The sequence below is a fragment of the Bacteroides reticulotermitis JCM 10512 genome (assembly GCF_000517545.1).
Classification (GTDB): domain Bacteria; phylum Bacteroidota; class Bacteroidia; order Bacteroidales; family Bacteroidaceae; genus Bacteroides; species Bacteroides reticulotermitis.
In genome coordinates, this window is the sequence record NZ_BAIV01000027.1 from 54,471 (window position 1) to 80,204 (window position 25,734).

The following is a 25,734-nucleotide window of genomic DNA, read 5'->3' on the forward strand; positions in this document are numbered from 1 at the left end:
ATCTTCCCTTTTTTATCAAATTTCTTATCAATTTTGCAGTCCATCCCACTGATTATCATCCAGATTGATTGTTGATGTAAGCACAAAGCCTAAATTGATCGTGGTATAGCTACCGATTATCTTAACAACCTGATTAGTCGTAAACGTGATGCTATTTGCTACGGACACATTGGCCAAGTCCGGTACCTTTATGGTGTATCTCTCAGTTAATGTGCCATACTTAACATCTAAATAAAGTTTCGTCGAGCGGCTACTCGTTGTCGGCAGTATTAGATTGCTAAATGAAACTGTACCGCTGGCGGGAATTTGGCTATTGAGAACCCGATTGTCACCATCGCCGGAAGTTTGCCATACCGTAGGAATCCCTCCAATAGGTTGAATGGCTTTTGCTAATTGCTCCGCCACTAAAGACACGAATGTCACGTAGGTGGGTATATTCGTCACCTGAACTGTCAGCCCACTTACAATTCTCGTCAACTCACCCCGTAAGCTAATATCCTGTAACAAAGAGGGTTTGAAAGCCGTACCGTACAAAACACCATTGTTATAACAGTAACAAACCGAGGTGAATAATTCAGGCACAACCGTTGTTTTCGCCATCTTCATGTGGAAGTTCGCCAAGGTTACCGGCGTAGCTACAGCACCCACAGAGAAACTATAATTTACATTATTCGGGTCGGAAGAACTGTAATCCGTTCGTTTAAACCCGAAAGCTAGAATCTTATAAGTTGATGAAGAGGAAAGAAGCATTGTCATTGACTTTATCGGAAAAGAATTCACATCAATTTGTAAGGATGATGAATATTCCGGTACAAAATTAACATCTGAGTTATCTAGATTCTCAGCTATTTTCTTAAATGGCAAAATCCAAACTCGATCGACAGAATAAGTCGGGTCACCCAATGCTCTTGTGGGATTTATAATACTATTACCAGCACCCATCTCGACTTTTACAGCGATCCGATCAGCCGTTACACCATCTTCTTCATTGTCTGTACATGAAGTGAAGAAAGCAAATAACAAAATTATGCTCCACCCAAATGATGATATAGTATGATTCCGGTTATACATAGCTCATTCCAAACAACTATTGATTTAAACTTATTAGAACAGGTAAGCAAGGTATTATGTAGCCCACAATACCTTGCACGTTAGTCGACCTATTGAATTGTCAAGTTATGAATAACAGCCCAACCCGGCGTTATAGAGATCGTAATCTCATCATTCACAGAAAGATCTATCGCATTATCCGGAGTCGCCCCTTCTCCACCTCCACCATTGGTAGAAGTCGTAGAAGTCTTAACACCTAATGAATAAAAGTGATTGGCAAGTACATCAAAAGAAGCGACAGACGAATTCCGAACAGACCATTCCTTGAGTGCTGCGTTAGTGTCATCATAAAGTCCAAGTGTCATAGAAACACTACTTACCGGCATCAAATACGATCCCATTAATTGAGAGTTAGTCAGCTTAATCACCCCTGCACCGCTCAAATCATTCCCCGTATAATATCCATTTGAAACAGTTTGTCCTGACAAATCCATATTGAATATATTATATCCGGCACTTGGTTGAGCCCCTACACCGGTAGCCAAATTAACACTCTTATCAGAAGCGCTTATCGACAAACGCAAAAACTTAACAGTCTTCGTATTCAATATTTGCGGGACATTCTTAAAATAGCCCAGTAAACCAGCCACTTTACGTGTCATATTTAATGACACGCGCGTACCAGCATCTGTGACAATAGCTTCTTTCACATCGGCGAAAATCTCAGATTCATCACCGGAATTAGTGATTGCCGCATACATCTCTTCGATTGTGGTAGTATCCGCTGTAGGTATTGTTAATGCAAAATTATCCGTAGCATCTCGCCCGATAGCCAAAAACTTATAATCCCCGGGGGACAACTTGTCATTCTCAGCTACTGCATAAATTAGCGTAGTTGTCCCTAAAGTCCAACCCGGAACTGTAAACGATTTGGCGAATAAAAATGAATCTCCACTTTTCTTAAATGCATAAACACTTACTCGAGTAACCTTCTGACTTGCTTCTTGGCTATAGATCGGGGAACCGGCCCTTGTACCAATTTGCATTCCAGACACGGCATTGAGTTCAAAGCTCAAACCTTTTACACTCTCATCAACTACCTGAATTTGATCATCATCGGCACACGACCATGCAAACAAACAGGCTAACAAATAAATAACCTTACTTTTCATAATACACTCTTTTTGTTAAACATTAAACCATTATACTCTTAGATTCGCTTTATATCTAATTTATTAATTAACTGCCACTTGCCATCAACAAAGAGCCAAACCTCCAGCTTTCCTTCAGGAGATTTATAGCCAATTTTCAAATATGTGATTTCATTCTTTTTCACAACAACTTCCAGCGGAGAATCCATTTGTAATTCCTGGCCCGTTTCTTTATGATGAAATGACAACGAGAGTAAGGACCGTTTACCACTAACGGTTGGTGCCAGAAGAGTTTCTATCGCAACTGTAGAATATTGCCCGTCTAAAGGAAAAGACTTGCTCACCTTCGTTTCACCGGAGTAGATAACATCATCAGAAACTACCGAATGAATATTTGATACCGTTTTAGTGACTTTATCAAAATGAGGTGGCAAATCAGCCAATTCAATATAAAGCTTACCCTTCAATCTTCGCATCCCTATGGATATATCTTGTATTTCCCCCTCATTCAAGTCAACTATTTTAGAAGCCAAATAAATATCAGATGCTTCTACCTCATTGGTGTGCAAAGTATAGGGCAATCTGGCTAAGTAATCAACATTATCTACATTCCCCCATACGGTTAACTCATATCTACCATTAGGAATATTATCTAAGGTCAAAGTAAATTCTTTCTCATCCGTGTCGATTGTCTCAAAAACTTGAGAAGCAACCAATGCTCCATCGTCAACACACTGCAACGTATAATAGAGGTCCCCTACATAAGCCTTAAATTCTAAGTTTTCGTTTATGGGTTCGACACCATCTGGATATCCGCCTGAATATCTCTTTTCTTCAACAAAAAGTTTTATCTGATACCGGTATGTACAGTCAGACAAGGAGTCCTTTATACAAGATGTAAAAGTCAGAATACATACTATAACTAATAGAGGCGTTTTCATTCCGGTATCATTTAAATGTAATTATCTTTTTTCTAGGTAAACAACCTTGTAAACAACAGTTCTTTCTAAAAGGTTCATGGAAAAGTCCTATATTTTATGAAACAAAATAAAAATATCATTTTATACATCCCAAGAGAAGTATAAGTAGAAATGATTTAACATTTGAACTAAATACATAGATCTTGAATAGTCAAATGCCTGAATACATCTCAAGATGCGGATCAATACAAAATTTCAAGAGATTCATGTTCCAAAAACATATAAGTATTTGGACGAAACCAAGCGAATAATCCGATCCGAATCCCCTGGGCAAATGAGCAAATGCCCGGGGGAAGCAACTCAAACGCCCCGGGCTTTTGACCAAATGCCCAGCCCTTAGCAAAGAGTCGCTTCCTTTGGATCAAAAGAATGGTTGTCGGCAGACAAAGGAACAGCTGCCTGAAATCAAAAGAGTAGTTGTTTTGAAATACACGGAAGATTCGAAGAGTAATAGGGTAAAAACAACTCAAAAGATTGTTTTGTTTTTGCCTTTCAGCTTTCAGTTTAAGAGACAACCAATTAGTTTATAACACTTTAAGGCTGAAAGCTATAATTAGACGGTCCCCCTCTGCCTTCAGCTTTTCTTTGCTGCAATAAATTAAGTGATTGCTACATACAAGCGATTGTTTATGCCTTCATACGTCAACAGATTACATTGTCAATTTCGGTTGGTTGATTCCAGAATTCGACCTAAGTTAACCTCGGGCAAAGTGCGGCTATTTATTTATAGGATTCTGTAAACTGAAAGGGCTGAAAGCTATATTTTTTACTTCCAGCCTCTCCCTTCAGCCCATACGCATTGTATATCAAATGGTTATCGAAAAACTGAAAGGCTGAAAGCAAAAAGTCTAATCTATTGCTGAAGGCAGGTCAAATCGGTATGCAGCATCCGGAAGCGCTGTGTTTTTTACGCTCCATCCGAATTCGTACAGAAATAGATACATATAAAAGTGAATTAATACGGAGAAAACGCAAAGAAGCGATGCTAAAAGTATCCTTTTAACCTCGCTTCTTCTTTTAGAAAAGTACGTATCAGTTGTTATTCAGAAACGAATTTTCTCTCTTTCTTTTTGTTAATCCTCGTAAGGTTCGAAATCATCTTTTCCAACTCCGCACAAAGGGCAAACCCAATCCTCGGGAATATCTTCAAAAGCTGTTCCTGGGTCGATTCCACTATCCGGATCTCCTAATTCTGGATCATAAATATACTCACATACAGTGCAAATGTACTTCTTCATAATGTTCGTTTTATTAGTTTCTATTACAGTTCTAAATAAAATAACATAAAAAACACATATTTTGTTCAAAGCCTTTCTTCTATTTAATAAGGAAAAAAATTATCTTTGCGCTTGTATTCATCGAATAAAATCAATAAATGCCTTATGCTTATAGCCTTGCTATCGACTTCAATCATTTTATCCGTCATTCTCCTAATCAGTTTTTTGTGGGAACGGAGAATACGCCACCGGGTACAGCGACGGTTATTCCGAGAATCCAGAAAACTGGAACGTACAAATCACATAGCTAGTGCGATCCTGAAAAACACGCACGCTTATATTCTCTTGATAGATAAAGACCTCAAAGTGCTTAAAACAAATTACTATCAACTGACGAGTACGCGAAAAGGATTGGAAGAAAAGAGAGTCGGTGATTTATTGAAATGCCACAACGCCCTGTCGTCAGAAAACGGGTGCGGCTCACACACGTATTGCAGTTCTTGTACCATACGTAACACGATACAAAAAGCTTTTAAGCAAAGGCGTCACTTCACCGAACTAGCAGCAAGCCTGACCATCGAAACCTCTGCCAATAAAACCATAGAATGTGAGACCCTCATTTCAGGATCATACTTCTTGCTGGATGGAGAAGAGAATATGGTATTAACCGTTCATGACGTCACCCGGCAGAAACAAGCGGAGAAGATATTGACACTAGCCAAAGAAAAGGCCGAGAATGCCGATTCCTCAAAAGCAACCCTTTTGAATGAGATCAATAATGAAGTTCGCATTCCCTTGAATACGATTAAAGACTGCACCGAATTATTAGCCCAAGCAAATACCAACGAAGAAAGGACGAAGTACAAGGAGATCGTCAACATGCATGCAACTCTATTATCACAGGTTATTAATGACATTTTGGACATATCGAAAATAGAGTCCGGCACACTGGAGTTTGTATATTCAAAAACGGATATTAACTCATTACTCTTCGATATCCAGCAACATTTTCTACTAAAAACCGACCCAAGCATATCGGTGCAGATAGAAATACATCCGGCACTTGCCAGGTGTGTGATTGAGACAGATCGCAATTGGGTTTTTCAAGCCCTGTCGATTTTCACCTTCAACGCGATAAAATTCGCCCAAGAAGCCAGTGTATATATCGGCTATGAGACTCGAGAAACCGAGCTTTATTTCTATGTAACCGACAAGGGAAAAGAAGTACCTGCTGACAAACTGCCAGAAGTTGCCGAACGTTTCGACAAATTGCAGGAAAAACAAGAAGGCCGCAATTTAGGACTGGGATTAGCTATCAGTAAGACCATTGTAACACAGCTAGGAGGCGAGATCGGCGTTAATTCCGTAGAGGGACAGGGAAGTACTTTCTGGTTTACAATCCCCTACCGCTTGTGTGGTAACCCACAATAAAAGCCGCCAACTTCATAAAAAGCTTTAATTAAACATTCCACCCCAATTATATGTTGTATTTTCGCATATCAATTTAATGTATATAGCTGCATGAGTGCAAAAAAAGATGATCATTCCTTAGGACTTACTGACAATGAGGTCCTACAAAACCGGGAGAAATATGGCGTAAACTTATTAACTCCCCCCAAACGTCCTTCTCTGTGGAAACTTTACCTTGAGAAATTTGAAGATCCCGTTGTACGTGTTTTGCTTGTAGCAGCCGTATTTTCATTGATGATCTCTATCATTGAAAACGAGTATGCCGAGACAATCGGTATCATAGCGGCCATTTTACTTGCTACCGGAATCGGTTTCTATTTTGAATATGATGCCAGTAAAAAGTTTGACTTACTGAATGCAGTCAACGAAGAGACCCCGGTAAAAGTAATCCGTAACGGTCGCATTCAAGAGATTCCACGTAAAGATGTAGTAGTAGGCGATGTCATCGTATTGGAGACCGGTGAAGAAATTCCGGCGGACGGTGAATTGCTGGAGTCCATCTCCTTGGAAGTTAACGAATCGAACTTAACCGGAGAGCCGGTTGTAAGTAAAACAACTGTTGAAGCCGATTACGATGAAGAAGCGACCTATGCTTCCAATACGGTAATGCGTGGTACAACTGTAGTTGATGGGCATGGAACCATGCGCGTATCATTCGTTGGAGACAATACCGAAATTGGAAAGGTAGCACGCCAGAGTACAGAACAAAGCATGGAGCCGACTCCGCTAAATATACAGTTGACGAAACTAGCCAACCTAATCGGAAAGATCGGGTTTACCGTTGCCGGGCTTGCTTTCCTCATCTTCTTTGTGAAAGACGTACTGCTCGCTTTCGACTTCAGTACCTTAAACAGTCTGCAAGATTGGCTACCGGTTCTCGAAAGAACCTTGAAGTACTTCATGATGGCCGTGACGCTGATTGTAGTGGCTGTTCCGGAAGGATTGCCAATGAGCGTCACACTCAGCCTTGCGCTCAATATGCGCCGTATGCTCTCTACCAACAATTTGGTTCGCAAGATGCATGCCTGTGAAACGATGGGTGCGATTACCGTGATCTGTACCGACAAGACCGGTACGCTCACCCAAAACCTAATGCAGGTGCATGAGCCAAACTTCTATAGCTTAAAAAATAAAGCTGATCTGGTTGGAGACGATATCAGTGGCTTGATTGCCGAAGGTATCAGCGTCAACTCTACCGCCTTTTTGGAAGAAATAAATCCCGGAGAAAAGCCGAAGGGAGTAGGTAATCCAACGGAGGTAGCTTTGCTGCTATGGCTCAACAGCCAGCAGATAAATTACTTGGAACTGCGCGAAAAAGCACATATCATCGACCAGCTAACTTTCTCTACCGAACGGAAATTCATGGCTACCCTGGTAGACTCTCCGGCTATTGGTAAAAAGGTGTTGTATATTAAAGGAGCACCCGAGATTGTTCTGGGCAAATGTAAAGAAGTGATTTTAGACGGAAGCCGGGTAGACGCTGTGGAATATCGTTCGACGATCGAAGCCCAACTGCTAAAATACCAGAATATGGCGATGCGTACGCTTGGATTTGCGTACAAGATTGTAGAAGCTGACGAAAAGATCAATGCCTGTGCCGAATTGGTTTCAGCCAATGACCTGAACTTCCTGGGAGTGGTTGCGATCTCCGATCCAATTCGTCCGGACGTTCCGGCTGCCGTAGCTAAATGCCAGTCGGCTGGAATCGGCATCAAGATTGTAACCGGAGATACACCGGGAACCGCTACAGAGATTGCCCGACAGATCGGGTTGTGGGATACCGAAACCGATACCGAACGCAACCGGATTACCGGAGTCGCCTTTGCCGAATTGAGTGATGAAGAAGCACTCGACCGGGTTATGGATCTCAAAATTATGTCCCGTGCCCGTCCGACGGATAAGCAACGCCTGGTACAATTGCTTCAGCATAAAGGGGCTGTTGTGGCAGTCACCGGAGATGGAACCAATGATGCACCGGCCTTGAATCATGCGCAAGTGGGATTGTCAATGGGTACCGGAACTTCGGTTGCCAAAGAGGCCAGCGACATTACCCTGCTCGACGACTCATTCAATAGCATCAGTACAGCCGTGATGTGGGGACGCTCGCTCTATAAGAATATCCAGCGATTCATCGTGTTCCAGCTCACCATTAACTTTGTCGCTTTACTGATCGTGTTGCTTGGTTCGCTTATCGGAACCGAACTGCCGTTGACGGTAACGCAAATGTTATGGGTCAACCTCATTATGGATACATTCGCCGCACTGGCATTGGCTTCCATCCCACCGAGCGAATCGGTCATGCAAGAGAAGCCTCGTCGAAGCACCGACTTTATCATTAGCAAGGCGATGCGATATAATATACTGGGGGTAGGAACAATCTTCCTGGTCATCTTGCTTGGCATGATTTACTATTTCACATACAGCGATACGGGAATGACTGATTACCGTCTGACGGTTTTCTTCACCTTCTTCGTGATGCTGCAATTCTGGAACCTTTTCAATGCGCGTGTTTTCGGTACAACCAACTCGGCATTTAAAGGCCTGTCCAAGTCCTACGGCATGGAGCTTATCGTATTGGCTATTCTGCTCGGTCAATTCCTCATCGTTCAGTTTGGAGATGCGGTATTCCGTACGGTACCACTCGATTGGCAAACCTGGTTGTGGATAATCGGAATTTCCTCACTTGTTTTATGGGTGGGTGAAGGCGTCCGACTTGTACAACGTATTATTCAGAAATAAAGAATGACGGATAAAAAAATAAAGAATCTTCTTTTTGACTTTGGCGGCGTGCTCATCGATCTCGACCGCCAACGTTGCATCGATCAGTTCAAGAAACTGGGTATGCCTGAGATCGAAGAGTTGTTGAATGTATATCATCAGCAGGCGTTTTTCTTGCAGTTGGAGAAAGGAGAAATCTCTTCGGCAGAGTTCTGCGACCAAATCCGGAGGATGTTGTCCAAACAGGTCACCGACGAGCAAATAAACATTGCCTGGAATAGTTTCCTATTGGATATCCCTTCTTATAAACTGGATCTACTGATGCAACTTCGGGAGAAATACACGGTTTACCTACTTAGCAACACCAATGAAATTCATTGGAAATGGTCGCTTCAAAACGTTTTCCCTTACCAGACTTTCAACGTCGAGAATTATTTCGAGAAGATCTACCTCTCGTACGAGATGAAGTTGGTTAAACCCGATCCGGCCATATTCACTGCCGTACTCGAGGATGCGGGTATTGAAGCGGAAGAGACTTTATTCATAGATGACTCGGAACTCAATTGCCAAACCGCGCAACAAATGGGATTTACCACGTATACGCCCAAAGCCGGAGAAGACTGGAGCCATCTGTTTAAATAAACAATTAATAGATACATGCAGATTATAGATCATACGACGGGCATTGTACCCGAAGCAAGTGTAGCGACTATCGGTTTCTTCGATGGCGTGCATGAGGGGCATCGCTATCTGATCCGGCAGGTGAAAGAAATAGCGGAAGCCAAAGGCCTGCGATCTGCACTGATCACCTTCCTGGTTCATCCCCGCAAGGTGATGAATGCAGATTTCCGTCCGGAACTGCTGACTACGCCCGAAGAAAAAATCCAACTGTTAGATTCTACTGGGGTCGATTCTTGCTTTATGCTCGACTTTACACCGGCTACTTCAAAGCTGACAGCCCGGGAGTTTATGCTACACATTCTAAAAGAACGTTACAACGTAAGCTGCCTGGTCATAGGATATGACCATCGGTTTGGACACAATCGTAGCGAAGGCTTTGACGATTATGTACGTTATGGCAAACAGATCGGTATAGAGGTAATACAAGCGCGTGCCTGCATGGAGCAGCTTGATAAACAAGCTACCGAAGAGCACCCAATCAGTTCGTCGTTGATCCGCAAACTTATCCTCAACGGAGAGGTAGAGGAAGCAGCGCGCTGTCTGGGGTATGAGTATTTTCTCAACGGGGAGGTTGTAGGAGGCTATCAGGTAGGCCGTAAAATCGGTTTCCCCACCGCTAACCTACAGGTGGACAATCCCGAAAAGCTAATTCCGGCCGACGGAGTATACGCCGTATGGGTAAGTGTAGATGGGAAGACGCACATGGGAATGCTGAGTATAGGCCTGCGACCAACTTTAAATAACGGTTCGAACCGAACCATTGAAGTAAATATTCTCCATTTTGAAGGAGACTTGTACAATAAACATATCCGGCTGACGTTTGTCAAATACACACGTCCGGAACTGAAATTTGATTCTATAAACGGGTTGATCGACCAACTACATAAGGATGCGGCAGAAACGGAGCAGATATTACGCTCCCGCCTCAAGTAAGTAGATCGGTTCATCAACCATTCAACGAAATAAATATGAGAACTGTCATTAAACTGTTATTGATCTATTTACTCATTTCACAAATTATCGCTCCGATCTTGATGTTGATTCCGGCGGTAATCTATGTACTCGCTACAACTGGCAATCTGGACCGAGTCATTCTAATGCAGATGGTTCTACTTCCCTCCTATTGGCGGGACAACTCATGATGGGGATATATCTTTGGAAAGCGGGCTACATCGGCAAACAAAAAGCAACATGGTCGCCCGTATCAGTCGCTCACTTATTTTACAGCATTCTGGCTATATTATCCAGCGGATTTCTGGTAACCGTATTGTTATCGTACCTGAAGTGGATCCCGGACTTGCTGGAACAAACATTCGACTTCCTACAATCCGGTTGGGTGGGTATTGTGACTATTGCCCTCGTTGGTCCCGTGTTTGAAGAGATACTGTTCCGCGGTGCTATCACCAAAGTCTTATTGGAACGATACAGTCCGGGAAAAGCCATCCTATTTTCCGCATTAGTCTTCGGGATCTTCCATTTGAACCCCGCGCAAATAATCCCGGCCTTCCTCATTGGCCTGTTATTCGCATGGACTTATTACAAAACGCGCAGCCTCATTCCCTGTATTGTGATGCATGTAGTCAATAATTCTTTCTCAGTGTATACAAACATCCAATACCCGGAGTTTAAGTACATAGACGATTTATTCGCGCAGATTTCGAATAATAGTTTTCTCTTCTATCTCGGCTCTATCGTGGTAGCTTCATTGATTTTACTTAGTTCGATTTTGCACATGCGCCGGACTGCGAAAACTTATCAAGAAGAGCAAGAGGCGTAGAGAAAGTCCTTATTACTTCGAACCACATCGACTGTTACTCAAAGCAGAAGGATACGCTCTCCGTTGCATTGAGTACCGAAAGCTGTCGGGTCAGGTAACAATAGCCATTGCGACAGATATGAATAGCCAGCGTGATACGTATTAACACCTAGCAAAACAAGTATTAATAGCCAGCGTGCCAAGTAGTGGTAACGGTTGTGCCATTACGGTGGCACTAGCTAAAGCATTCGATATTCCGCAAAAAAAATAGCCCAACCATACTCATTTGAGATGGTTGGGCTATCATTATTAATATTGATCCGCTTATTTGGCCTTTCCTTCTTTGGCCTTAAATGCCAGTGCGTACATCCGAATCTGCTTCACCATCGAAAGCAATCCATTGCTACGAGTCGGTGATAAATGTTCTTTTAATCCGATGCGATCTATAAAGTAAAGTTCGGTATTCAGTATATCATCAGGTGTGTGTCCTGAAAGCACCTTAATAAGTAAGGCGATAATTCCTTTCACAATAAGCGCGTCGCTTTCCGCCTTAAAAACAATAGTTCCATCCACATCGTCGGCCTGAAGCCATACGCGGCTTTGGCAACCTTCAATGAGGTTTTGTTCGGTTTTATATTTTTCTTCGAGCGGTTCCTGCTCATTACCTAGGTCGATAAGTAACTGGTACCGATCCATCCAATCGTCGAAGTCGCTGAATTCGGCAATCACTTCGTCTTGTAATTCGTTGATTGACATTCTACTCATTATTTATTTTTCGTTATAAATCACTTCCATCACTGTCTGTCCGACAGCTTTCAGTGTATTCTTATCAATATGTTCCATATCATCATGGATTGTATGCCAGGTCGGGGTAAAGTCTCCCTCCGGTTCAAACGGAATGATATCAATAGTTTTAATACGGGCTATCCGATTGATGAACAGGTGATCGTCTGTAACACGTCCCCCACGTTCGTCCTGAAAGATATTACCATAGCCTAACTTCTTTGCCGCTTTCCACACTTTTTTATTTATATCCGGGGCAAACTCCTCCGAGTACCCCTCTTTGGCAAATGTAGAGTTCTGTCCGCCTACCATATCGAGTAAGATTCCGAAACGGGCATTATACCCTTGCACGTGCGGATTGCGTGACCAATATTGCGAACCTAAACACCAGGACTCTTCCGTATGCTTCCCGGTGTAGAACTGAGGCGTTCCGTAGTCCTCAGCATCGAACAGTATGATATCAATGCCGAGTTCGGGTTGTTGCTGTTGGATCAGGCGAGCGATTTCAAGCAATACGCCAACCCCACTCGCTCCGTCATTCGCCCCGAGTACAGGAACCCGGTGGTTCTTCTCATCCGGATCATTGTCAGCCCAGGGACGAGTATCCCAGTGCGCAAACAACGCCAAGCGTTTCTTATTATCTGGTTTGAAAGAGCCGATAATGTTCCGGGACTTCAGCAGGGTACCGTCATAAGCAACCAAATCGGCATACTGACTGCTTACCACTGCTCCGAACGCTTCTAATTGCTGCGCCAGATAGTTTCCGCAAGCAACGTGCTCTTTGGTATTCGGCACACGCGGACCGAAATCAACTTGCTTTTGTATATATAAATAAGCACTATCGGCATCAAATTGCGGTACATTTACGCTTGCCGACTCCGTTTGTTCACTTGTTTCGCTTGCCTTTTTATTGCTTCCACAGGAGATCGTGAGAAACAGAAGGAATGCGCCTAACATCATCATAGTGTTCTTTTTCATTGCAACTTTTTTATATCAAGACTTCAAAATTAATCATTTTCACTACAGCATAGACCGCTTTAAATGGTTTATTAACAAATAAAACGAAGTTCTACATTATCTTTACTTACAGACAATTCGACTTTTGCTCCATTAATTAACGGTAGATTCTCTGTGACATGCCCCACCGGGAAGTTGTAACAAATGGGATATTTATACTCCGCAAGCAGGTCGGCCAACGCTTCATAGAGTTCTTTGCCCAAAGAGCAATCTTCCTCATACTCGGTAAACTGACCGATAATAAGTCCCGAAAGTTTCTCGAGTACACCACCCAATTTCAAGTTGTAAAGCATTCGTTCTATCGCATGAGGACGCTCGCTTACATCTTCGATAAATAGAATGGTCCCTTCGGCAGGGATGTCATACGGAGTACCACGCAACCCGTACGCTACAGCCAGATTGCCGCCTCGCAACGTTCCGCTAGCAGTTCCCAGATGATTCAATTTATGTTTTTCACAGGTATAAACCGGAAGCCGGCCAAACAGCATATCCCGCAGATAGAGCGAACCGGGGTCATCCCCAGGCTCTACCGTCAAATGACGAGCCATCAGCGAATGAAGGGAGGCGTATCCATGCATTTGAAATAAATTGTGCAAAGCGGTAATATCACTGAATCCCATCAGCCACTTGGGGTGTTTGCTAAAGGCAGTAAAGTCTATCTTGTCAATCAGGTGTATCACGCCATAGCCACCGCGACTACAAAAGATCGCTTTCACTTGTTCGTCATCCATCGCATGTTGCAAATCGCTCAAGCGCTGTTTAATCGTACCGGCATAACGTCCGGAAGATCCGGAGACATATTTTCCCAATACGACCTTCAAACCCCACGACTCTAGCCGTTTCTTCGCACCTTTCAAAAAAGCTTTATCAATTTTGCCGACGGGGAGATAATAGCCACTTTATCACCTTCTTCCAAATAAGGTGGAAATAGAATATCCATACTTACTTTATTTTAAGCTCTATAAATCAACTGCAAAAATACAGGAAAAATTGTTCCCAACACTACGATCTGCGGAAACAAATTAAATATAGCATAATGTTATACATACAGTATATTTTCTGCTGGTTATCCATCATAATCTCGATATTTTTTCGGATATTTGCTAAAAACCTAACGTTATGGAACCTATACTGAACTTTGCCCAACTAATAACCCATCTGAAGACGTTAAACCACAGGAAACGGATTGCCGTAGTCTGTGCCAATGACCCTAACACCGAATATGCCATAGGGCGTGCTTTGGAAGAGGGGTTCGCGGAGTTCCTGATGATAGGTGATTCGACCATTCTTGAAAATTACCCGATTCTCAAACAATACCCGGAGCATGTGAAGATCATTCATATTGAAAACCCGGACGAAGCAGCACGCGAAGCCGTACGCATCGTACGCGAAGGAGGAGCCGACATCCTGATGAAAGGTATTATTAATACGGATAATCTGCTACATGCCATTCTCGACAAAGAAAAAGGCTTGCTCCCCAAAGGGAAAATTCTGACTCACTTGGCGGTAATGGAGATTCCATCCTATCACAAATTGCTATTTTTCTCAGATGCGGCCGTAATTCCGCGTCCCACTTTACAACAGCGCATCGAAATGATATGGTACGCCATCTGTACGTGTCGGCATTTCGGCATTGAACAACCTCGTATCGCTTTAATTCATTGCACGGAAAAGGTTAGCGCCAAGTTTCCACACTCGCTGGATTATGTGAATATTGTGGAACTAGCCGAAGCGGGGGAATTTGGCAATGTGATCATCGATGGTCCTCTGGATGTACGTACCTCCTGCGAACAAGCTAGTGGAGATATCAAAGGAATTGCTTCGCCTATCAATGGGCAAGCGGACGTGCTGATTTTCCCGAATATCGAATCGGCCAATACATTTTATAAATCGGTCTCTCTGTTCGCTGAAGCCGAAATGGCGGGTACACTGCAAGGCCCTATCTGCCCCGTAGTTCTCCCCTCCCGAAGTGATAGCGGTCTTTCCAAATACTACAGCATAGCCATGGCATGCCTTCAGGTATCGGAAGATTGCAAATGCAGAGAGAAAGTTTACCAAGAACATTTATCCTAAACTCCAGTAATGTGAAAATACTAGTTATCAATCCCGGCTCAACATCTACCAAAATAGCTGTTTACGAAGATATGCTCCCATTGCTGATGTGTAACATCCAGCATAGTGTAGAAGAATTGTCTGTCTTTCCTCAGGTCTTAGACGAATTTGAATTTCGCAAGAACCTTGTACTCCGAGAACTAGAAACCAACGGAATCCCTTTTGCATTCGATGCGGTCGTCGGACGCGGTGGGTTGCTTAAACCTGTTTCCGGGGGAGTATATGAAGTTAATGAAGCGATGATACAGGATACGACTACGCATGCTATGCATACACATGCATGTAACTTGGGGGGACTAATCGCCCACAATCTAGCTTCTCAACTCCCCGGATGCCGTGCGTTCATTGCCGATCCCGGAGTAGTCGATGAGTTAGATGACGTTGCCCGTATCACCGGCTCTCCTTTAATGCCGCGTATAACAATCTGGCATGCTTGAATCAAAAAGCAATTGCCCGCCACTATGCCAGGGAACAGGGTACAAGATACGAGGATTTGGATTTAATCATTTGCCATCTTGGGGGTGGTATTTCCGTCGCTGCACATCATCACGGCAAAGCGATTGAAGCTAATAACGCACTAAACGGGGATGGACCGTTTTCACCCGAACGTGCCGGCACATTACCTGCCGGTGCACTTATTGACTTATGTTTCAGCGGCAAGTTTACGCGGGATGAGTTGAAGAAACGTATCTCCGGTCATGCCGGACTGGCTGCTCACTTGGGAACGACTAACGTTCCGGCGATCATCCGCTCCATTGAAGAAGGTGACAAAAAAGCCGAACTAGTACTGGACAGTATGATTTATAATGTAGCCAAAACTATTGCAGCAACATCAGTCGCCCTATATGGCAAAATAGACGCTATTTTACTAACCGGCGGCATCGCTTACTCAGACTATGTTGTCTCGCGGTTGAAGAAGCGGATTTCGTTTCTGGCTCCCATTCACGTTTATCCCGGCGAAGAGGAAATGGATTCGTTGGCCTTTAATGCCTTAGGAGCCTTGAAAGGGGAGTTACCGATTCAGATTTATACTTAACACCGGGTGCTTGCTTCAACTGGATTTCGGGCAATGCGGCGTTGCTCGTACAAATACGACCGCATTCTATGCTCTTTTTAAACATCGTGCATCGGGATTGGGTGTAAATTCCGCCCAATGGTAAGCATTTTTTGCTAATTCCTTAAACTTTTGGAACAAAACTTGCTTTCAAAGAAAATTTTCTCATATCTTTGCCCTCGTGTTAAGTTAATAAATTGATTAAGGTCGATTTTTGACTGTTTCGAATCGGGAAGTATGGGGGTACTTTCCGATTCTTTTTTCTATTGATCTCCCTACATTAAAAGCCAATCGCGTCTCTGAAGTTCTTCCGAGATTCTGTTAAACTCTCTTTTCGCATTCCACATCTACCAGACTCATCCCCCAAAAAGGGAAAAACCTCTATCAAGACCAAGCTATGCACGCCTATAAGTCCATGCTCCCCAAACTCCGTCTTTCTTAGCCCGGAGCTTACTACTAGTCATTTCATGAATAAGTTCACCGTCTTCCGAGTATCCTTGCGTACAAATATCGTCTTTATCCAAGGGTATATATTTATGAGACGAAGCATCCGGCTTATAAAATAGCTGAACCCAATTAGTTACAAACGCATCGTTTACATACGTTTGGGTCGTTGACTTGATAAGCAAATCTTCTGCGTATTCGTTATCTATAACATTCAAGGCCGTCCGCTGTGAGTTCTTGTTGGTATCAATCAAGCGCACCTTCTGGTTCCGTTCGTTGTAGGTCGCTTCTGTTGTCCACGACTCTTTTTTATCTCTCTCCACAGTGGTGATATATTTCCGATCCGCAAAAATCACTTGGAAACTTCCCTTCTCAACCTTATAAACCTTTTGTTTAAACTTACGCGTCTCTATACCGCTATACATCGTTAGATCTGTTTTACACTCATTCCCATTCCGATAAAATGTCTTATCGGAAAACAAAGCTCTTTTTTTCTTCTGGGGATGGCTTAGCACAGATAGAATCTGACTAATCTGGTAGGCCTCATTGTATTTAATTTCATAGAATCGTTCTGTTTCGCTACCAGGCTTTTCTACCTGCACCACCTTCACGACTTGTTCTTTATCGTTATACTCGAGCATACGTTTACCAAATGACGATCCTGGCACAATCACAGAGTTAAGTAGCCCCTTCTGATAGGTAATAATAAGTTTTGATTCATTCAACTTCTTTTTCATAACACCCGAAACGATCTGCCCTTCCCGCCAATTCAAATGTAATTCCATATATAAATTAAGATCTCGAAACAGGCTATGCTCCATCATTCTCACTACCGAGGTCTGAGCGTCATTGTCAATGACATGATCTACCAACTCTATATAAGATGAGTTTTGGCTTGCAGAACATTCCAAAGTGGTCAACAATGCCTGAATATCTCTCTCTTTGGCTGATAAAGAGGTCATGGCACAGCAATATATAACTCCAAGTAAAATCGTTCGAATCTGATTTAGTCTTTTCATAATAATACGTATACTCAATTAGTGAATCGGGCAAAGATAGTTACAATTGAGAGATTTCCAATGCTTCTTCTTGCCATGAATCTTTGTAGCATAGCAGGGCTATCGTCCCAAAACAGGAAAAGAGGATTACTGTGTCCAAATAATACAGGGCATTGCTAAAAACAAAAGAGAGCCTGACCACACTAGGTGATCAGGCTCTCTGGTTTTATCTCAAAGATGAGTTATCGATTAGTTCTTTTCCGGTCTGGGAAGTAATACTTTTCTTGAAAGTTTGAACTTACCTGTTTTCGGATCAACATCAATCAGTTTCACTTCTATCTCATCACCTTCCTTGATTCCGGCTTCTTCTACATTTTCCAGACGCTTCCAGTCTATTTCGGAAATATGAAGTAATCCGTCCTTACCAGGTAGGAATTCAACAAAAGCACCATAAGGCATAATAGAACGTACTTTACCTTTATAAATCTCACCCGGCTCAGGAACAGCTACAATTGCTTTAATCATGCGTATAGCATCATCAATGCTCTTCTTGTTAGTTCCGGAAATCTCGATACGGCCCACTCCATCAGTTTCTTCGATGGTAATAACAGCACCGGTTTCTTCTTGCATACCTTGAATGATCTTTCCTCCAGGGCCAATCACTGCACCAATAAATTCTTTCGGTATAGTCATTCTTTCAATGCGTGGAGCGTGTTCTTTGAGTTCAGCACGTGGCTCGGATATCGTTTCTTCGATCTTACCAAGAATGTGCATACGACCTTCTTTTGCTTGATTCAACGCACGTTCCAATATTTCGTATGACAAACCGTCTACCTTGATATCCATCTGAGTAGCAGTAATACCATCTTTCGTACCAGTTACCTTAAAGTCCATATCGCCGAGGTGGTCTTCGTCGCCCAAGATATCAGACAAGACAGCATATTTGTCTTCACCAGAATTCTTGATAAGTCCCATCGCAATTCCCGATACCGGTTTGTTGATCTTCACACCGGCATCCATCAACGCCAATGTTCCGGCGCATACAGTAGCATAGAAGAAGAACCGTTGGATTCAAGAATATCGGAAACAACACGGATCACATACGGATAACCTGCCGGGATCTGTCCTTTAAGTGCACGCCAAGCTAAATGGCCATGACCTACTTCACGACGACCAACGCCACGCTGTGCTTTGGCTTCACCGGTAGAATATGGAGGGAAATTATAGTGCAATAAGAAACGCTCTTTACCGTGTACCAATACATCGTCTACGATCTTTTCGTCAAGCTTCGTTCCAAGCGTAACAGTAGTCAACGATTGTGTCTCTCCACGAGTAAACACTGCTGAACCGTGAGGTCCGGGTAAATAATCTACCTCGCACCAAATCGGACGTATTTCAGTAGTTTCGCGACCATCCAGACGTTTTCCTTCATCAAGGATACAACGACGCATCGCTTCTTTTTCTACATCATGGTAGTAATGACCGATCAACGCTCCCTTTTCTGCCAATTCTTCTTCAGAAAGCTGAGCCTTGAATTCTTCACAAACAGCGTCGAAAGCTTCTTGACGTTCGTGCTTGTTTCTATTGCCGGAAGCAGCAATTGCATAAGCCTTGTCGTAACAAGCTTCACGAACCGCCTTGCGCAAATCTTCGTCATTTACTTCATGACAATATTCGCGTTTTACAGTTTTGCCAACCGCTTCCATCAACTCCATCTGTGCTTTACAATGAATCTTAATTGCTTCGTGAGCTACTTTCATAGCTTCCAGCAATTCAGCTTCAGACACTTCACTCATTTCGCCTTCTACCATCATGATGTTCTCATAAGTAGCGGCAACCAGAATATCCATATCTGCACTCTCTAGCTGATCGAACGTAGGATTGATGATGTATTGTCCATCTACGCGACCAACACGAACCTCAGAAATTGGGCCATTAAACGGAATATCTGAAACAGCAAGCGCAGCCGAAGCAGCAAGTCCTGCCAAAGCATCGGGCATATCTACACCGTCAGCTGAGAAAAGGACAATATTTACATATACCTCTGCGTGATAATTATCGGGAAATAAAGGACGTAATGCACGGTCTACAAGTCTACAAGTCAAAATCTCATAGTCGGAAGCTCTTCCCTCTCTTTTGGTGAACCCACCGGGGAAACGTCCAAACGACGCATACTTCTCTTTGTACTCTACCTGCAACGGCATGAAATCTGTTCCGGGAACTGCATCTTTAGCGGCACAAACTGTAGCTAACAACATGGTATTTCCCATGCGAAGCATCACAGAACCATCTGCTTGTTTTGCCAACTTTCCCGTCTCGAGTGTAATGGTTCTACCATCAGGTAACTCGATTGTTTTAACAATTGGGTTGATCATAAAAATTGTTTTATCTATACTTTTCTTTCAAAATTCCCGCAAAGATATACATTAATTCTGTGTAAATAGGTGGAAATGAGCGAAAAAGTTACTCCCTAACCTATTTTTTTCAAAATAAGGGCGAAGAAGCCGGCAAAATGCTTTGACTAATCTTGAAAAGGAGTATATTTGCAATTCCAAAAATAACACACATTATATGAAAAAGGTAACTTTTGCAGCATTAACCGCACTTACTATACTGCGTGTAGCTCTGGTCCGTCATTCGAAATAAACGGTGATGTATCCGGCGCCGATGGTAAAATGCTCTATCTTGAAGCCTCCGGTCTGGAAGGGATTTCCGTGTTGGATTCAGTTAAGTTAAAAGGAGATGGTGATTTCAAGTTTAAGCAACCACGCCCCGAATCACCCGAATTTTACCGCTTACGTGTCGATGAGAAAGTCATCAACTTCTCTGTAGATTCCACCGAAGCAATCCAAGTCAAGGCTCCTTATGTCGATTTCTCGACAGCCTATACTGTAGAAGGTTCCGACAACAGTCAGAAAATCAAAGAGCTGACTCTGAAACAAATCCGCCTACAGAACAGTGCAGATGCGCTAATGGGAGCCCTTCGCTCCAACAAAGTGGGACATGATCAGTTTGAGGACAGCTTGGTGAACCTAATCCAAAAGTATAAAGATGATGTGAAGGTTAACTACATATTCGCAGCCCCCAATACCGCGGCAGCTTATTTCGCTTTATTCCAAAAACTGAATAACTACTTGATTTTCGATCCTCTCAATAGCAAAGACGATGTGAAGTGTTTCGCTGCGGTAGCTACCAGCCTCAATAATTCATATCCACATGCAACCCGTTCCAAGAATCTATACAACATTGTGATCAAAGGAATGAAGAATACGCGCAAACCGCAGACTCAATCACTCGAAATCCCTCAAGAAAAGATTGTAGAAACGGGAATCATTGATATAGCCTTGCGCGACGTAAAAGGAAGTATACGCAAACTGAGCGATCTCAAAGGCAAAGTTGTTTTGTTGGATTTCTCTGTATTCCAATCGCCAGCCGGAGCCCCTCATAATCTCCTGCTACGCGAATTACATAATAAGTATGCTGCTCAAGGTTTAGAGATCTATCAAGTATCGCTTGATGCCGACGAACACTTCTGGAAAACATCTGCCGGCAACCTTCCATGGATCTGCGTACGCGACGGAAACGGGATTTATTCATCCAACGTAGCTGTATATAATGTTCGCCAAATGCCATCGGTCTTTTTGATCAACCGAAACAATGAATTAAAGATGCGTGGAGAGGATATTAAGGATTTAGAAGCGGCGGTAAAATCATTGCTCTAAGTTGTTATTAATTAGCATATTTCATTTAAATATGTTACATAGCATCGTTTTTTACTTGACACGTATCGCTTAAAAAGCTATCTTTGCAAAAGAAATAATTGAGAAGAGGGTTCCAACATGGCTCATGTTGGAATTCTTTTTTGTTTTATATGACCATTTAAAAATATTAAAAGGAGGAAACATCATGGCTTATATGTCAGAAGAAGGTTACAAGAAATTAATGGCGGAACTGAAAGAACTGGAAACAGTGGAGCGCCCTAAAATCTCCGCAGCTATAGCCGAAGCAAGGGATAAAGGAGATTTATCTGAGAATGCTGAATATGATGCTGCCAAGGAAGCTCAAGGTCTATTGGAAATGCGCATCAGCAGGATGAAAGAAATAATCGCTGATGCAAAAATCATAGACGAATCTAAGCTCAAAACAGATTCCGTACAAATCCTGAACAAGGTGAAAATGAAGAATGTCAAAAACGGAATGAAGATGGTTTACACAATCGTATCCGAGAGTGAAGCCAACCTGAAAGAAGGGAAGATTTCAGTAAACACTCCAATTGCACAAGGTTTACTTGGCAAGAAGGTTGGAGAGATTGCGGAAATCACAGTCCCACAAGGCAAAATTGCATTAGAAGTAATCGACATTTCATTTTAAAATAAAGGCAGGTCTCCGTATGGGGCTTGCCTTCTTTTATCTATATAAGTTATGGCAACAATATTCAGCAGAATCATCGCAGGCGAAATCCCCTGCTACAAGGTGGCCGAAAATGATAAGTTCTTCGCATTCCTTGATATTAACCCTTTGGTTAAAGGACACACCTTGATTGTCCCCAAACAAGAAATAGACTACATTTTCGACTTAAGTGATGAAGACCTGGCAGCCATGCATGTCTTTACCAAAAAAGTAGCTCTCGCCATCCAAAAAGCTTTTCCTTGCCGGAAAGTAGGTGAAGCAGTTATCGGGCTGGAAGTCCCTCACGCTCATATCCACCTGATCCCTATGCAGAATGAAACAGATATGCTATTCTCTAATCCGAAGTTGAAACTTTCTAGCGAAGAATTTACTGCCATAGCACAGGCTATCCACTCCTCTTTATAGTCTGTCTGGCAATATATAGCTCAAAAGCATCCCTGAGGTCATACAGGGATGCTTTTTTAATACACCTCAATCCTTTCCAAATATTTTCACAATAAGCATTCTTCTTCTCTTCCGCTTCCAATCCAACCGTGGATCTGTTGCAACGCATGCATTATCTTCCTTTTATCACATTTTGAAGCTTTTTTCCCTTCAAGTTATTGGAGTATTTAAAATAAATATTTATCTTTGCACCCGCAAACAAGAAAGGTGCCATAGCTCAGTTGGTAGAGCAAAGGACTGAAAATCCTTGTGTCCCCGGTTCGATTCCTGGTGGCACCACTTTTTTGAGCGGAATGTGGCGCAGTTGGTAGCGCACTACGTTCGGGACGTAGGGGTCGGGTGTTCGAGTCACCTCATTCCGACAAATGGAGTAACAAATTGCTTAGCATTTTGTTACTCCATTTGTTTTTAGATAAAATCACACCGTTACTTTCACCGCTCCCGGATTACTTACCAGTCCGAGGAACAGTATCTAAAAGCATATCGGCCTTATCATAAACCGTCACAGTCAAATGAGCTTTCTCACTCGCCGGAGTCCAAATCATTCTGCGACACTCTCCTCTTTTTAAATCATTACTATGCGACCCTTTGCCGGTCAGGTATTCGGTATCTATCTGCGTATTTTCAAAGGTCCATTCCCACACCCCATCTAAGTTCAGATAATAGTTCCCGATCTTACTATCCTTCGCATGGAGACGAAGTCCATGTCCGGCAGCATTCAACGAACGGAGCTGACATGAATCAAGCACGACTTTTTGGTTTCTGGAAGATATGTCCAATGAATCAGCTTTCATATTTTCTACCACAAGCTCGACTCCTTCCATTTCTGTATTGATAGCTACCAATTGATTTACATTCAAACGTATAGGAGGAACTAAACGGAGATACGGAGTTTGGTCTTTTGCGATCTCCTCGTTGCGTTTATAAGCGTCAAGATCGAGTTCAATAAACAAAGTATCATTTCTTTGAACAACGTTCAGATAGGGGCTTTCAGGATAAGTGATTTTCTCTTTCTGGGAATCAGAACAAGGTAGAATCCTAACCATACCATCCAGATAGACACGCTTAGATTTCTTTTCCTGATTAACGATCATTCTCAACGTATGAACTCCACTCAATTCTTTTTCAATCTGCTCAGCTCCCAACAGGGTATTCCATGTATCACTACGTCTCTCGCTCGTTAGTAGCACCGTAAAACAAACGGCCATAATTACAATTATACCGGAGGCTAGAAGCCCTATTAATATGTATGTAGTACGTTTCATTCTATTTCTTCTTTTATTATTTTTGCCTTTTTACAAACTCTCGATACATGCTCACTATTTCTTCTATGGGAACACCGAGTGTATAAAGCTGCCTGAAGAAGTAATCAAGTTCATCGCCCAGAAAATTCTCTCTACGCAGCGAACGAATGAGTTCCTTTGCTCCGGAAACAACAAAATACCCAATACCTCGCTTGTTATAAATAACCTGTTGCGACTGCAAATAATCAAACGAACGCATCACAGTATTAGCATTCACCTCCACAATAGCCGCATACTCTCTCACAGAAGGAATACGTTCTTCCTCCATATATTGCTCCAGCAATATCTCATCACAAATACGATCTGCAATCTGTAAATAAATAGCTCTACTTTCTTTAAAATTCATACGCAAGCAAATTACATTCGATTAATAATCTCAGATTCCTTGAAACGAAAATAAGCAATTGTCCAATTTACTATAGTGAACAATGTACAGCCAATGATCAGCAAGCAAAATATATTTTCTTCTGTCCAATCGCCCCAAAGATTGTAGTAACCCTTACCTTGAAAAAACATTTTCCCTAAGAAAGCACCTACCGATGTATACACAACAACAATAAGTGCACAGGCTGCAAATGTTTTCAGAAATGAGTTTTTAGGCCAGATAGTGCTACCCAATACAAATAAAGATTGAACAAAGAAATAACCGGTAACAAATGCACCGAACTGCCAATTATTATCACACAGTGTATAGAAATCCGAGTCGCCTACCATATGTGATAGATCAACAGGAGTAATGAAACTCTTCCCCGGATAAGCTAACGAATAAACTACTACACGCGTGTAGTCAGCCATTTTATAAGTAATAAGGAGAACAACCAAGAAAACAACAGTAAACACGAACCAGCGGGCAAAGAATTTCTCAAAAGGAGTGGCCGGCGTCATTAATACAGAAATACGACTTGTCTTTGTTTTCAATTTCTCCATTGTAAACGATGCGCTCAAGCATCCTCCTCCCCAAAGAAACCAGGCAAAAAGACCTAAAAGAAAGGTCCACATCGGGTCACTAGAACTGGAATGATCCCATTTATACTCAAAATAGCCATTCCAAAGCATTATAACAGCCATCAATCCATAGAGCAGAACAATACGAAGTAAATTCGTTTTCCAACTCTCAACCATTTCCTTACGGCAAAGATTCACAAAGCGAGGTAAGCTGAAAAAGGTGTCTTTTATCATAGTTCTTTGTTTTGATCGTGAAACAACTGTGCAATCCTCTCCGGAGTAGCTAGCGTAGCGTTAAAAAGAAGTTCTAAATTGATTTCTGTTTCTTCTCCTTCAACATTTGGTAGTAACAAGCAATTACCCTGAACAGTAGGAATTGCATATAAAGCTTCCTCCAGCAATTCCCCGTGAGTATTATCCTTAAATAAGAGCTTTTCACATATGCGAGCGGTCGATTCATCTAACAACACCTTACTCTCTTCCATGATCAATACATGATCAATAAGCTTATCTATATCACGAACCTGATGCGTAGAGATCACAATCGTTTTATCGTCCGTCATACCGGATGCAATAAACTTGCGGAACTGGCTTTTTCCTGGAATATCCAGCCCGTTAGTAGGCTCATCCATCAGCAGCAAAGAGGTGTTGGTGGCAAGCGCAAAACTCATGAATACTTTCTTTTTCTGTCCCATAGAGAGTGCACCCAGATTCACATCTATATCCATCTCAAAGTAATGAAGATACTTTATCATATCTTCCTTGCTGAAACGCGGATAAAAAGGGCTATTCAACTCAATATAGCTGACTAAAGAAACTGCCGGTAACTCGAACTCCTCAGGGACAAGAAACATGTCCTGCAAAGTGATTGGTAATCGACGGCGCACATCCGTATCACGAAACAATACCTTCCCATTCTTCGGGGTCAGCAGTCCTGACATTAAATAAAGGAGCGTTGATTTCCCCGCTCCATTCTTCCCAAGCAATCCATAGACCCGGCCAGGGTGAAAGGACAGCGAGAACTCATTGAGCACAGGCTGCCTGGATCTACGATAAGTAAATGAAAGATTTTCTACTGCAATCATTGCATATTCATTAATAGTTAAACAAAGATAGTGTATTAGCATCCTAACACACTGCAAATATAGAAAATCTTTTAGATACACCAAAGAAAAGCAAATAAAAAGGAGGAGCTAAGAT

General features: G+C 42.4%; 18 protein-coding genes, 2 tRNA genes and 5 pseudogenes. 12 read left to right on the forward strand and 13 right to left on the reverse strand.

Features of this window, described 5'->3' with window-relative positions; translation table 11 throughout:
* Positions 1 to 27 precede the first annotated feature (27 nt).
* The 4 genes from JCM10512_RS15590 to rd all read right to left on the reverse strand — a co-directional run bounded on the left by JCM10512_RS15590 (position 28) and on the right by rd (position 4,419).
* Positions 28 to 1,023 (reverse strand): hypothetical protein, encoded by a 996-nt coding sequence (locus tag JCM10512_RS15590; protein ID WP_052517249.1) that lies wholly within the window; start codon positions 1,021 to 1,023, stop codon positions 28 to 30.
* Between the two features lie 137 nt (positions 1,024 to 1,160).
* A complete protein-coding gene (locus tag JCM10512_RS15595) occupies positions 1,161 to 2,222 on the reverse strand; it encodes a FimB/Mfa2 family fimbrial subunit (RefSeq protein ID WP_044164583.1) in 1,062 nt (353 codons plus the stop codon).
* Between the two features lie 38 nt (positions 2,223 to 2,260).
* Positions 2,261 to 3,142 (reverse strand): hypothetical protein, encoded by an 882-nt coding sequence (locus JCM10512_RS15600; protein WP_044164585.1) that lies wholly within the window; start codon positions 3,140 to 3,142, stop codon positions 2,261 to 2,263.
* A 1,112-nt stretch (positions 3,143 to 4,254) separates the two neighbouring features.
* Positions 4,255 to 4,419 (reverse strand): rubredoxin, encoded by a 165-nt coding sequence (rd, locus tag JCM10512_RS15610; RefSeq protein WP_044164647.1) that lies wholly within the window; start codon positions 4,417 to 4,419, stop codon positions 4,255 to 4,257.
* 144 nt (positions 4,420 to 4,563) lie between these two features.
* Between rd and JCM10512_RS15615 the strand changes: the two genes are divergently transcribed.
* The 5 genes and pseudogenes from JCM10512_RS15615 (at position 4,564) to JCM10512_RS15635 (ending at position 11,044) form a co-directional block, all read left to right on the forward strand.
* Complete coding sequence (locus JCM10512_RS15615; protein WP_052517250.1) at positions 4,564 to 5,829, forward strand: sensor histidine kinase; 1,266 nt, start codon at positions 4,564 to 4,566, stop codon at positions 5,827 to 5,829.
* A gap of 90 nt (positions 5,830 to 5,919) precedes the next feature.
* Positions 5,920 to 8,607: a calcium-translocating P-type ATPase, PMCA-type gene (locus tag JCM10512_RS15620; RefSeq protein WP_044164589.1), complete on the forward strand. Its 2,688-nt coding sequence runs from the start codon at positions 5,920 to 5,922 to the stop codon at positions 8,605 to 8,607.
* Between the two features lie 3 nt (positions 8,608 to 8,610).
* Entirely contained in the window at positions 8,611 to 9,228 is a 618-nt protein-coding gene (locus tag JCM10512_RS15625; RefSeq protein ID WP_044164591.1) for an HAD family hydrolase, read from the forward strand.
* 15 nt (positions 9,229 to 9,243) lie between these two features.
* Entirely contained in the window at positions 9,244 to 10,200 is a 957-nt protein-coding gene (locus tag JCM10512_RS15630; RefSeq protein ID WP_044164593.1) for a bifunctional riboflavin kinase/FAD synthetase, read from the forward strand.
* A gap of 35 nt (positions 10,201 to 10,235) precedes the next feature.
* Positions 10,236 to 11,044: pseudogene (locus JCM10512_RS15635) on the forward strand (CPBP family intramembrane glutamic endopeptidase).
* 303 nt (positions 11,045 to 11,347) lie between these two features.
* Here JCM10512_RS15635 and JCM10512_RS15640 read toward each other — a convergent pair.
* From JCM10512_RS15640 to JCM10512_RS15650, 3 genes and pseudogenes are all read right to left on the reverse strand, one after another.
* Positions 11,348 to 11,779 carry a SufE family protein gene (locus tag JCM10512_RS15640; protein WP_044164595.1) on the reverse strand — a complete coding sequence of 144 codons (432 nt, stop codon included), beginning with the start codon at positions 11,777 to 11,779 and terminating at the stop codon, positions 11,348 to 11,350.
* Between the two features lie 12 nt (positions 11,780 to 11,791).
* Positions 11,792 to 12,784 carry a M20 family metallopeptidase gene (locus JCM10512_RS15645; protein ID WP_044164597.1) on the reverse strand — a complete coding sequence of 331 codons (993 nt, stop codon included), beginning with the start codon at positions 12,782 to 12,784 and terminating at the stop codon, positions 11,792 to 11,794.
* Positions 12,785 to 12,855: 71 nt separating this feature from the next.
* Positions 12,856 to 13,763, reverse strand: a pseudogene (locus JCM10512_RS15650) (S66 peptidase family protein).
* Between the two features lie 179 nt (positions 13,764 to 13,942).
* Between JCM10512_RS15650 and JCM10512_RS15655 the strand changes: the two are divergent.
* Together JCM10512_RS15655 and buk are read left to right on the forward strand one after the other, a co-directional pair.
* Positions 13,943 to 14,896 (forward strand): phosphate acyltransferase, encoded by a 954-nt coding sequence (locus JCM10512_RS15655; protein WP_044164599.1) that lies wholly within the window; start codon positions 13,943 to 13,945, stop codon positions 14,894 to 14,896.
* Between the two features lie 11 nt (positions 14,897 to 14,907).
* Positions 14,908 to 15,971: pseudogene (gene buk / locus JCM10512_RS15660) on the forward strand (butyrate kinase).
* Positions 15,972 to 16,384: 413 nt separating this feature from the next.
* Here buk and JCM10512_RS15665 read toward each other — a convergent pair.
* Entirely contained in the window at positions 16,385 to 17,452 is a 1,068-nt protein-coding gene (locus tag JCM10512_RS15665; protein WP_148298430.1) for a hypothetical protein, read from the reverse strand.
* A 228-nt stretch (positions 17,453 to 17,680) separates the two neighbouring features.
* Positions 17,681 to 19,806 (reverse strand): annotated as a pseudogene (gene pnp, locus JCM10512_RS15670) (polyribonucleotide nucleotidyltransferase).
* Between the two features lie 196 nt (positions 19,807 to 20,002).
* On the opposite strand from pnp, the pseudogene JCM10512_RS15675 reads away from it, so the two are divergent.
* The 5 genes and pseudogenes from JCM10512_RS15675 to JCM10512_RS15695 all read left to right on the forward strand — a co-directional run bounded on the left by JCM10512_RS15675 (position 20,003) and on the right by JCM10512_RS15695 (position 22,647).
* Positions 20,003 to 21,153, forward strand: a pseudogene (locus JCM10512_RS15675) (DUF4369 domain-containing protein).
* Positions 21,154 to 21,337: 184 nt separating this feature from the next.
* Positions 21,338 to 21,802, forward strand: coding sequence for a transcription elongation factor GreA (greA, locus tag JCM10512_RS15680; protein ID WP_044164652.1), 465 nt, complete (start codon positions 21,338 to 21,340; stop codon positions 21,800 to 21,802).
* Between the two features lie 51 nt (positions 21,803 to 21,853).
* Entirely contained in the window at positions 21,854 to 22,246 is a 393-nt protein-coding gene (locus JCM10512_RS15685) for an HIT family protein (protein ID WP_044164603.1), read from the forward strand.
* 245 nt (positions 22,247 to 22,491) lie between these two features.
* Positions 22,492 to 22,564: transfer RNA gene (locus JCM10512_RS15690), tRNA-Phe, on the forward strand.
* 10 nt (positions 22,565 to 22,574) lie between these two features.
* Positions 22,575 to 22,647, forward strand: a tRNA-Pro gene (locus JCM10512_RS15695).
* Between the two features lie 84 nt (positions 22,648 to 22,731).
* Here the strand turns inward: JCM10512_RS15695 and JCM10512_RS15700 are convergent.
* From JCM10512_RS15700 to JCM10512_RS15715, 4 genes are read right to left on the reverse strand one after another with little or no spacing between them, the layout of a single operon-like run.
* Complete coding sequence (locus JCM10512_RS15700) at positions 22,732 to 23,550, reverse strand: hypothetical protein (RefSeq protein ID WP_044164605.1); 819 nt, start codon at positions 23,548 to 23,550, stop codon at positions 22,732 to 22,734.
* A 16-nt stretch (positions 23,551 to 23,566) separates the two neighbouring features.
* Complete coding sequence (locus JCM10512_RS15705; protein ID WP_044164607.1) at positions 23,567 to 23,935, reverse strand: GntR family transcriptional regulator; 369 nt, start codon at positions 23,933 to 23,935, stop codon at positions 23,567 to 23,569.
* Between the two features lie 11 nt (positions 23,936 to 23,946).
* Positions 23,947 to 24,768, reverse strand: coding sequence for a hypothetical protein (locus JCM10512_RS15710; RefSeq protein ID WP_044164609.1), 822 nt, complete (start codon positions 24,766 to 24,768; stop codon positions 23,947 to 23,949).
* A complete protein-coding gene (locus JCM10512_RS15715; RefSeq protein WP_044164611.1) occupies positions 24,765 to 25,619 on the reverse strand; it encodes an ABC transporter ATP-binding protein in 855 nt (284 codons plus the stop codon). Before JCM10512_RS15715 ends, JCM10512_RS15710 begins: the two co-directional genes overlap by 4 nt.
* Positions 25,620 to 25,734: the final 115 nt, after the last annotated feature.